This is a genomic window from Pseudoalteromonas sp. S554, from assembly GCF_005930865.1.
Lineage (GTDB): Bacteria > Pseudomonadota > Gammaproteobacteria > Enterobacterales > Alteromonadaceae > Pseudoalteromonas > Pseudoalteromonas marina.
The window spans coordinates 38,481-49,670 of sequence record NZ_PNDV01000007.1 but is presented as its reverse complement, the minus strand read 5'-3'; the positions used below and the strand labels follow the sequence as shown (position 1 = coordinate 49,670).

Here is an 11,190-nt window from a genome sequence, read left to right as displayed (position 1 = left end):
AATCCATCATGACCCACCATCTGCTACATTCTTTTTAAAATGCCATTCTTTTTTTTATAAACAAGCTTAAGCAGTTTGCTGTTATTTATGTTTTTATTCTCGTATAATTCGCCGTAATTTATACACTGTAAATAAGTGGTCGAGAACATGAGTTTAGCGCAAACTATTATGCCTGAAGGCTATATTTTCCCTCCAAAGCCAGCACCGTTAACAAACGACGAGCAAGGCGAATACAAAGCACGTATTAAGCAATTACTTAAAGATAAAAACGCGGTACTCGTAGCGCATTATTATACTGATCCTGAAATCCAAGCCCTTGCCGAAGAAACTGGCGGTTGCGTTGCCGACTCTTTAGAAATGGCGCGCTTTGGTGCAAGACACGACGCTGATATGATCATCGTTGCAGGCGTTCGTTTTATGGGTGAAACTGCTAAAATTTTAACGCCAAACAAAACGGTTGTTATGCCAACACTTGAAGCAACATGCTCGCTAGACATCGGTTGTCCGATTGATGAGTTCTCAGCATTTTGCGATCAGCACCCTGATCGTAAAGTGGTGGTGTATGCAAACACCTCTACAGCGGTTAAAGCCCGTGCAGATTGGATTGTAACCTCATCGTGCGCGCTTGAAATTGTTGAGCACTTAGACGAGCAAGGCGAAAAAATTATTTGGGGCCCAGACAAACACCTAGGCAGCTACATTCAAAAAAATACCGGCGCTGATATGATCATGTGGAATGGCGCATGTATTGTTCACGACGAGTTTAAAACTAAAGCATTGAAAGAGTTTAAGGCACTGCACCCAGATGCTGGCGTTTTAGTTCACCCAGAGTCACCTGCAGAAATAGTTGCACTTGCTGACGCCGTTGGATCTACAAGCCAGCTGATTAAAGCAGCGCAAACAATGCCTAATAAAAAGTTTATTGTTGCGACTGATCGCGGTATTTTTTATAAAATGCAGCAGCTATGCCCAGAGAAAGAGTTCTTTGCCGCCCCTACGGCTGGTGAAGGCGCTTCTTGTAAAAGTTGTGCACATTGCCCGTGGATGGCAATGAATGGCTTAAAAGCGATTGAGGAGGCTTTAATAGACCCTCAAGGTAAAGAGGTATTTGTAGATATGGACTTGCGTGAAGGTGCACTTAAGTCACTAAACCGCATGCTAGACTTTACGGCGAGTATGGCTAAATAGTTTTTAGCAAATGTAAAGTAACTAGACTGATATAAAAAACGGCTAAGCCTTATGGTTTAGCCGTTTTTTATTGAAAAAGTAAATAACTGCACGATTAATAGCCATTCAACAGTACATATTTAAAAAGGCCTTGCACCTGCGTAACCTATTTCATACTATAACGCGCTGTTGCTATGCAACACCGTGGAGGAATGGCTGAGTGGCTGAAGGCGCACGCCTGGAAAGTGTGTTTAGGTTAATCCCTAACGAGGGTTCGAATCCCTCTTCCTCCACCATCATTCAATATTAGGACGTCTCAGGACGTCCTTTTTTGTGTCTGTAACTAATCAAAATCAATGACTTAGAGTGTTACCCTGTCCCAGGCTGTTTCATCCAAGCTCAAAGCTTTAGTATCTAAAATGGTATTCCTTGAATAAGCTGCCATAATAAAAGAATACTAAATTTGAGTGGGATTCATTTTCTATGGCAAGATCAGCCAAGCAGCTTACCGATACAGCGTTAAAAAAGTAAAAGCAGAGGATAAAGATATAATTTTATCCGATGGTAACGGCTTACAAGTAAAAGTTAGAAAGAGTGGTTCTAAGCTCTGGAACTTTAATTACTACCATCCAATCACAAAAAAGCGTGTCAACATGGGATTAGGCAAGTACCCAGATGTATCTATTGTAAATGCCAGAAAGTTAGCGCAACAAGCCAGAGAACTAGTTGCTTTAGGGACTGATCCAAAAGAGCATAGAGATGAAACCTTAGCTTTTAAACGGGCTCAAGAAGAGTTAACACTAAATAAAGTAGCTTTAGAGTGGTTTGAGGTTAAAAAGCCTGATTTTACGCAAGCTCATGGCGAAGATATTTGGCGATCATTAAATAACCATATACTGCCGGTTATTGGTAAATATCCTATTGGCAAAATTAACGCACCACAAGTAATAAAAATATTAAGGCCTATAGAGGCTAAAGGTACTCTAGAAACAGTTAAGCGTTTAAGCCAACGATTAAACCAAGTTATGACCTACGCAGTTAATAGTGGTTATATTCAAGCTAATCCGCTTGCTGGAATAAAAGAAACATTTAAAAAGCCGCAAAAACAAAATATGCCTTCGTTGAAACCAGAAGAGCTGCCTGAATTGATGCAAACGCTTGCAACGGCGTCAATTAAACGAGTAACCCGCTTTTTGATTGAATGGCAGTTACATACTCTTACCCGCCCAGGTGAAGCGGCCGGTACCCGTTGGGATGAAATTGATTTTGAGAATAAACTATGGATTATCCCAGCTGAACGAATGAAAAAGCGCAGAGAGCATGCCATTCCTCTATCAAATCAAGCTATAGAGTTATTAGAATCAATAAAACCAATTTCAGGGCATAGAGACTTTGTTTTTCCGTCAGACAGAAACCCGAGAACCCATATCAACAATGAGACAGCTAATATGGCTCTAAAACGCATGGGGTTTGAGGGCCGTTTAGTAAGCCATGGCTTACGTTCGCTTGGAAGAACAACATTAAATGAGCATGAGTTTAATCCAGATATAATAGAAGCCGCACTGGCACATGTAGATAAAAACCAGGTTCGTTCTGCTTATAATAGAGCTGAATATATAGAAAAACGTAGAGAGTTGATGAACTGGTGGAGTGAGCATATAGCAAAGGCATCTCAAGGTTCATTGTCGGTATCAGGACATAAGCACCTTTTAAAAGTTGGTTAGAAGAAAAATAAGGATATAAAATGGCTTTAACACAAATGCAAATCATTCAGTCGCTGGGTGAAGTAATGAGCTGGTTAGAAAGGGAGTTAAGTTGGGATGTACCTGCAACAGAGCTTAGACATTTAACAGGTAGAATTGGGGAGCTGTACGCCGCACTTATAACAAATGGACGCATGGCAACAGAGGTTAACCAGGCGGGGTACGATGTTGTATCAAGCAGTGGCGAGCGTATATCAGTCAAAACAACAGGTAGAATGCATACAGGTGGCCATATAAGCTTTAATACTAATACGCTAAACTTGGTTGATCGTATAATTATTTTAAGAATCAATACAGATGAGATGCAAGTTGAAACTTTATTAGATGCGCCCGTTGAAGAAGCTAAAAAACTAATGAGTGATGCAGTAACGGGAAAAAGCTGTATTACAATGAGTAAGTTAATAAACGCACCAGTTAAGCCACGTATATTATTAAATGTAAAAGAAGTTATATGGAATAACTACAAATTGGTGGAGCTTGAAAACGGCACTATTGAAGTGTTTTTAAATGACGAGCTTGTAACACCCAGTAAGCCTTACTTGCGTGATATTGCTAAAGAGTTAGGGATTTCAATTTTAAATGGCAACGGGAATCCGTTTAATACACGCCAGCTGGGTTCTGTGTTGATTAAAGAGTTATTAAATTAAAGCTACTGTTGTTTATACACCGTAGCTTAAAGGCAAGAAATAAGGCCTCTAATCCACTGAGCTCAAACAAGTTTCATTAACTATGTAATTTATGTATTATGCAGATTCCTCATACAAAAGGATCGTTGATGAAGAATGTACTACTAATAGTTACCGGTGCAAGCCCGCAGGTATTAACCGAAACTCTTTTTGCGCTTTATCAGCAGGGTAAGCCTATGCCTGAAGAAATTTTTGTTATTACAACAAAAAGCACCAAGGCTATGCTCACCGATGGATTATTTAAGCAAGGTAATTTAGCTAAATTAATAGCAGATTATAAACTTCCTGATATTAAACTCCCCGATGAAAATATTTGGCTAATAGAAGATGACAAAGGCCAACCTATTAATGATGCTAAATCTGAAATAGAACAAACCTACATGGCCGACTTTATTACGCGTAAAGTGTTTGAACTTACCAATAAAAACGATATTAGTATTCATGCATCCATTGCAGGTGGACGTAAAACAATGGCGTTTTATTTAGGCTATGCCATGTCATTATTAGGCCGTGAGCAAGATTCGCTCAGTCATGTATTTGTGAATAACGAATTTGAATTTGTTAGAGACTTTTACTACCCAACACCTTACGACCACATTATTGATGGTAAAAATGGCACGCAAGTAAACTGTATTAATGCAAATGTAACCCTTGCCGAAATACCCTTTGTACGAATGCGCCAATCTATCGACGAAACCCTCATTGCAAATATGCAAAGTGCATCGTTTAGCCAAACAGTAGCAAGCTTAAACTCAGCGCATAAAAAAGATTTAACCCTTGAAGTAAACGCAAAAGCAAAAACGCTCACCTTTGCAGGTATCGAAATTAAACTTACCGCAAAAGAAACTGCCTTCTATTTATGGTTAAACCAATACAGCCAAAGTGAACATAAAAAGCTAGTGGTGGGTCGTGATTTTGAAGAGTCTTTGCGATACAGCAAAGAGTACCTCATACATTTACAGCAAAATAGCAGTGATTTACGTATATTTCGTGATACGTTTGGCATAGAGCCCGAAGATTTTAGAGACGGTTTACACAGTAATTTAAAAGTAATGGAAAAAACCTTTGTGCAACAAACGCGTAGCCGCATAAATAGTAAAATAAATAAGGTGTTACCAAACGAGCTTGCTAAAAAAATAGCGATTGATTCTAATAACCAAAGCTTTGAAACAAGCTACTGGTTAAGCGCAGTAACACACAATATAAAAATAAATATAACGGCTTAATATTCGCAAGCTTGCAAACGCATAAAAATAATAACGCATGGTAAATTAGTTGATAAGGAAGTAATCAGGAATGAAGCAATCAATGAACTTTGAACATATTCAATCTAAGTGGCCAGAGCTACACCAGTTAGCCGCTTTTGCAGAAGACTATGCGATTACCGATCCACAAAGCTCACTGGTTAAGCTGCGTTGCTTTGCCGAAAAAGTAGTAGGCTACTTATATAAAGAACTTAGTTTACCTGTTTTACCCACTTCTAACATTTTTGATAAACTTACCGCCGACGACTTTACCAGTGCCGTACCGCGTTTAATTACCGATAAACTTCACGCCATTCGTAAAAGTGGTAATCAAGCAGCCCACGAAGGCAAAGTTGATCAACAACAAGCTATTTGGATATTAAAAGAAAGCTACTTTGTAGCCTCGTACTTATTTATGGCGTATGCCAATGGCACGCAACAAGAGTGCCCAGAGTTTAAAGCGCCTGAGCAAACACAGCCTACTAACCAAAGTGATGCCGAGTTTGTAAAAAAGAACAAGCAACTCACCAAGCAGCTAGCCGAAAATCAGGCCCGTTTAAAACGCGCACTTGACGAACTAGAAGCCGCAGAGCTTGCACAAAAACAAGCACAGCAGCAAGCAGCAAAACTAAAACAAACTATTGATGCTGAAAAGCTGGCTCAGGTTAAAACCCGCAATGAGCAAATTGTTAACTCTAGTTTTAACTTTAACGAAGATGAAACCCGTAAACGCATTATCGATTTAGATTTACGTAATGCAGGGTGGAATGTAGCACTTGATGACGAATCAACAGAAGACGTAGGCAAAGAAGTAAAAGTAACAGACCAACCTACAACAACAGGCGTAGGCTATGTTGACTACGTTTTATGGGATGACGACGGTAAACCACTTGCGGTAATAGAGGCAAAACGCACTCGCGAAAATATCGAAAAAGGTCGCCAACAAGCAACGCTTTATGCCAATGCGCTCGAAAAGCAATATGACCAACGCCCTATTATTTTTTATTCAAACGGCTGGGATATAAAAATTCTCGACGACACGCAAGGCTATAATAGCCGTGGTTTATACGGTTACTACTCAAAAGATTCCCTTCAGTACTTAATAAAGCAGCGCACACTTAAAAAAGATTTAAATAAAACGCCGATAGATACTGCTGTGGCAGGGCGTTTGTATCAAATGGAAACCATAACCCGAGTGTGTGAGCGTTTTAGTGATAAACACCGCAAAGCCCTTATAGTTCAAGCAACCGGCACAGGTAAAACACGCGTATCTATTGCCCTTGCTAAACGGCTGCTCGATGCAGGTTGGGCTAAGCGCGTACTATTTTTATGTGACCGAAAAGAACTACGTAAACAAGCGGGTAATGCCTTTACCGAATTCACCAAAGAGCCAGTACATATTGTTGGTAAAAGCGCTAAAAACACAGCAGCCAGCGCGCGGGTGTTTATAGCAACGTACCCAGGTATGCTACGCATAATGAACAAGTACGACGTAGGCTATTTTGACCTAATAATAGCTGATGAATCCCACCGTTCAATTTACAATATATATGGTGATATTTTTAAGTACTTTGATGCACTCGAGGTAGGCTTAACCGCCACTCCGGTAGAAATGGTATCGCGCTCAACGTGTGATTTGTTTGGTTGCGATTACAAACTACCCACAGCCAACTACCCACTTGAAGACGCCATAGAGCAAGGTAACTTAGTCCCTTACAAAATTGTAAGTTACACCACACAGTTTTTGCGCGAAGGCATTAAAAAAGACAACCTAACCGATGAGCAAATAGCCCAATTAGAAGAGCAAGGCATTGACCCTAACGAGCTCGACTTTGACGCAAAACAAATAGACGAAGCCATTAAAAATAAAGACACCAACAGGCTCATACTTCGTAACTTAATGGAGAAAGGTCTGCGCGATAAAGACGGCCAACTGCCCGGTAAAACAATCATATTCGCTCGTAACATAGCTCATGCCGAATTAATGGCCCAGTTATTTAGTGAGCTTTACCCGCAGCATGGTGCTAATTTTTGCCGCGTTATTCACTCAAAGTACGAACGGGCCGAAGAGCTAATAGACGATTTTAAATCAAGCGACGAAAACAGCATGCGTATAGCAGTGTCGGTCGATATGCTCGACACCGGCATAGACGTGCCTGAATGCGTAAACCTTGTATTTGCCAAACCCATAAAATCAAAAGTAAAGTTTTGGCAAATGATTGGCCGTGGCACACGCTTATGCGAAAACTTATACGGACCAGGGCAGCACAAAACTCACTTTTTAATATTCGATCACTGGGCAAACTTTGAATACTTTGACGAAAACCCAGAAGAAGACGACGTAAAACAAGCAAAATCGTTACTGCAAAAACTATTTGAAGCGCGGGTAACCCTTGCACAAACGGCCCTCAAAAAAGCAAATATGGATGTGTTTGATCAAACAATTAAATTAATTCACGACGATATTTGCTTACTGCCAATGGAATCAATATCGGTGCGCGATAACTGGCTAGTGGTCGAAACCTGTAAGGATTTTAAACGTCTTAATCAATTTGCACCGCAAACAGTAAGCGATCTGCTTGAAAAAGTCGCGCCACTTATGCAATGGCGTAACATAATGGGGCAAAGTGAAGCGTATAAATTCGATTTAGAGCTAACCACTATCCAAACACTAATATTTACCGATGAAAACCAAATTGATTTAGCTAAACAAAGTGTAATGAACAAGGTTGAATCGCTTCAAATGCACCTAAACGAAGTGCGTAGCAAAGCACCTGCAATAGAAGAAATACAAACACAGCAATATTGGCAGTATTTAACCCATGCAGCGCTTGAGCAAAGCCGCATTAATTTACGCAGTATTATTCACCTGCGTAATAAAAGCGTGAAGCCACCAACACGTGATTTTGTACTTGATATAACTGAAGACGAAAACCAAATACACGAAGCTGATAGGCTTACAAAAATAGTCTCTATTGATTATCAAATATACCGCCAAGAGGTAGAAAAAACACTCACCCCGTTATTTGAAACCGACAGCGTACTTAAAAAAATTCGCAACGGCGAACAAGTAACCGAAGCCGACTTAGCGCAATTAAGCTCGTTAGTGCATACGCAAAACCCAAGTGTTGATTTAAATACATTAAAAGAGTTTTTTCCTGAATCAACCGCGACGCTCGACAAAATATTGCGTACCATAGTCGGCATGGATAAAAACGCTATAGAGCACAGCTTTACTGCCTTTGTGCAGCAAATACACACTCATGTAAACGCCAAACAACAGCGCTTTATTGGTATGTTAAAAAACCACTTAATTCGCCACGGCGCTATTGAAATAGCCCAGCTTTACGATGCACCTTTTACACAAATACACGACATGGGCCTCGATGGCGTATTTAGCCAGCAACAAGCCGACGTAATAGAGCAATTTATTAAGCAGTTTGATGTAAAACTAGGCAGCAAAGCCCAAAGCGTTGAAAAGCAAATACACCTTTAATTTTATAAGCGCGTAATTTACACCGCGCTTAAACAGCAATAACTAGGATACACATTAATGATAACCGGACCTTTAAAAAGTAAAATCGACAAACTATGGGAAGAATTTTGGACAGGCGGTATCACTAACCCGCTTACCGTCGTAGAGCAAATTACTTTTTTAATGTACGCCCGTATGCTCGACATGAACGAGCAAGCCGACGAAAAACGCAGCGCACGTACTAAGCAGCCGTTTAACCGCCGCTTTAGTGACGCCGAACAACACATTCGTTGGCAAAACCTGCGCCATTTAGGCGCAGAAGAGTTATACAAACTGGTTAAAGATGAGCTGTTTCCGTACTTTTCAAAAACCTCAGGCGATGTATCGCCAGAAGGCGCGATATTTAACGAGTTTATGAAAGACGCGCAATTAATGATTCAAAAGCAAAGCCTATTGGTAAAAGCGGTTGAAATGGTAAACGACTTACCGCTTGAAAACTCAGACACCAAAGGCGATTTATACGAATACCTATTGAGTAAACTCACCACCGCAGGTATTAACGGCCAATTTAGAACGCCGCGCCATATTATACGCGCCATGGTCGAAATGATGGACCCAGATGTTACTAGCCAAATTTGTGACCCATCAACCGGCACCGGTGGTTTTTTATCGGTAAGTTACGAATACCTATTGCAAAAATACACATCAGCCGAGGGTGTAGAGCGCGAGCCTGTGCTTGATGTAGATGGCAACGTACAACTTGACGACAGCGGCAAACCGCTTGAGAACTTACTTTACTCAGGCGATTTAATAACCCCAGAGCAGCGCAGCCACATAGATGCTCACATGTTCAATGGCTTTGACTTTGACGCCACCATGCTACGCGTAGCTGCCATGAACCTAGTAATGCACGGTATTAAACAACCGGGCATTCATTATCAAGATACCCTAAGCCAAAACTTTAAAGAGCACTACCCGCAAAAGGCTAAAGAAGGCTACGACATAATACTCGCCAACCCGCCATTTAAAGGCAGCCTAGACGAAGAAGACGTATGCCCCGAGTTATTACGCAAAGTAAAAACTAAAAAAACTGAGCTGCTGTTTGTTGCCCTTATTGAGCGTATGCTAAAAATAGGCGGTCAATCTGCCACTATCGTGCCCGACGGCGTATTATTTGGCTCATCAAAAGCGCACGTACAACTGCGCCAAATGCTGGTAGATAATAACCAATTAGAAGCGGTAATTTCACTACCAAGTGGCGTGTTTAAACCCTACGCTGGTGTATCAACCGCTATATTAATTTTTACGAAAGGTGGCAGCACTGATCATGTATGGTTTTACGACGTACAAGCCGATGGTTTTAGCCTTGATGACAAACGCACCCCTATAAAAGCCAACGACTTACCAAGCCTAATCAGCGAATTTAAAGCCCGTGATAAAGCACAGGCGACAAGTAATAAAAATGATAAAACTCAAAAGGCGTTTTGGGTAAGTAAAGACGACATAGCCAGCAACAAATACGACCTTTCAATCAACCGCTATAAAGAAGTGGTATACGAAGAAGAAAGCTACGATCCGCCAAAAGAAATACTTGGTAAGTTGGTGTCGTTGGAAAATGAAATATTGGCAGACCTAAAAGAGCTGGAGGCGATGCTGTGAGTTGGTCGTTGGTAAAACTAGGTGATATTTGTACAACTACTCAAGGAGTACAAATCACAAAAGCTAATACTAAAGAAGAACCTTACCAGGGGGGCTATAGGTATTTGTACATTGCTGATTTTATGAGTGAGAAAAAATTAAGTTTTGTAGATGATGAATTCGACCACAAGAAAGTAACTTCTAATGACTTAGTTATGGCAAATACTGGTAGTCCAGGCCGAGTATTTAAAGGAAAAGATGGAATATTAAGTAATAACCTTTTCAAAATTTCTTTTGATAATAACTCAGTTGATCGTGATTACTTGTACATGATGTTGTCATCAAATGTGTTTCAAAGTCTTTTGCAAAAACAGATGAAAGGTGGAATTCAAAAGCACTTAGGGCACCAAACTATTTCGAGGCAGGAAATCCCACTACCACCACTCGAAGAACAAAAACGCATAGCAGCGATTTTAGATAAAGCCGATGCCATTCGCCACAAACGCCAACAAGCCATCCAACTCGCCGACGACTTCCTGCGCAGCGTCTTTCTAGATATGTTCGGTGATCCTAAGACGAAAGGTTGGGAAATTACTACTGTTGAAAAAGTAGCTGAAAGTATAAAAGGGAGTATGAGAACAGGGCCATTCGGTAGCCAGTTATTGCATAGTGAGTTTGTTGAAAAAGGTATTGCAGTATTAGGTATTGATAACGCAGTTGAAAATAAGTTTAAGTGGGGAAAACAGCGGTTCATCACAGAAGAAAAGTATCAGCAGTTAAAGCGATATACAGTCAAACCTGATGATGTAATTATAACTATTATGGGCACTTGTGGCCGATGTGCAGTTGTACCTGAAGATATACCTACTTCAATTAATACTAAACACATATGCTGTATCACTTTAGATAAAGATAAATGCTTATCTAGTTTCCTACATTCATATTTTTTATATCATCCAGACTGTCAGAAATATTTAGCAACTAATACAAAAGGTGCAATTATGGCTGGATTAAATATGGGAATTGTAAAAGGTATCCCAGTTCCCTTAGTCCCTTTGAATCTTCAAGTTAAATACGATTCTATGGCTAGGCGATTGAATGGATTGAGTAAGGAGTTATCAGAACATAAAGGGAGTGGAAATTCATTATTTAACTCACTAAGCCAAAAAGCCTTTGCAGGCGAACTGTAGAGTTTGATTCATTTATACACTAAAGGA

General features: G+C 40.3%; 6 protein-coding genes, 1 tRNA gene and 1 pseudogene. All 8 read left to right on the top strand.

Going from position 1 to position 11,190, the window contains the following annotated elements; all coding sequences use genetic code 11:
* Positions 1-147 precede the first annotated feature (147 nt).
* The 8 genes and pseudogenes from nadA (at position 148) to CWB65_RS03700 (ending at position 11,163) form a co-directional block, all read left to right on the top strand.
* Positions 148-1,188 (top strand): quinolinate synthase NadA, encoded by a 1,041-nt coding sequence (gene nadA, locus CWB65_RS03735; RefSeq protein WP_058429118.1) that lies wholly within the window; start codon positions 148-150, stop codon positions 1,186-1,188.
* 185 nt (positions 1,189-1,373) lie between these two features.
* Positions 1,374-1,463, top strand: a tRNA-Ser gene (locus CWB65_RS03730).
* 187 nt (positions 1,464-1,650) lie between these two features.
* Positions 1,651-2,891: pseudogene (locus CWB65_RS03725) on the top strand (integrase domain-containing protein).
* A gap of 20 nt (positions 2,892-2,911) precedes the next feature.
* Entirely contained in the window at positions 2,912-3,577 is a 666-nt protein-coding gene (locus tag CWB65_RS03720) for a DUF6998 domain-containing protein (protein ID WP_138739916.1), read from the top strand.
* A 128-nt stretch (positions 3,578-3,705) separates the two neighbouring features.
* Complete coding sequence (csm6, locus tag CWB65_RS03715) at positions 3,706-4,842, top strand: CRISPR-associated ring nuclease Csm6 (RefSeq protein ID WP_138739915.1); 1,137 nt, start codon at positions 3,706-3,708, stop codon at positions 4,840-4,842.
* A gap of 70 nt (positions 4,843-4,912) precedes the next feature.
* A complete protein-coding gene (locus CWB65_RS03710; RefSeq protein WP_138739914.1) occupies positions 4,913-8,356 on the top strand; it encodes a type I restriction endonuclease subunit R in 3,444 nt (1,147 codons plus the stop codon).
* Positions 8,357-8,413: 57 nt separating this feature from the next.
* A complete protein-coding gene (locus tag CWB65_RS03705; RefSeq protein ID WP_138739913.1) occupies positions 8,414-9,994 on the top strand; it encodes a type I restriction-modification system subunit M in 1,581 nt (526 codons plus the stop codon).
* Positions 9,991-11,163 carry a restriction endonuclease subunit S gene (locus CWB65_RS03700; RefSeq protein WP_138739912.1) on the top strand — a complete coding sequence of 391 codons (1,173 nt, stop codon included), beginning with the start codon at positions 9,991-9,993 and terminating at the stop codon, positions 11,161-11,163. The genes CWB65_RS03705 and CWB65_RS03700 overlap by 4 nt, the downstream gene beginning before the upstream one ends.
* Positions 11,164-11,190: the final 27 nt, after the last annotated feature.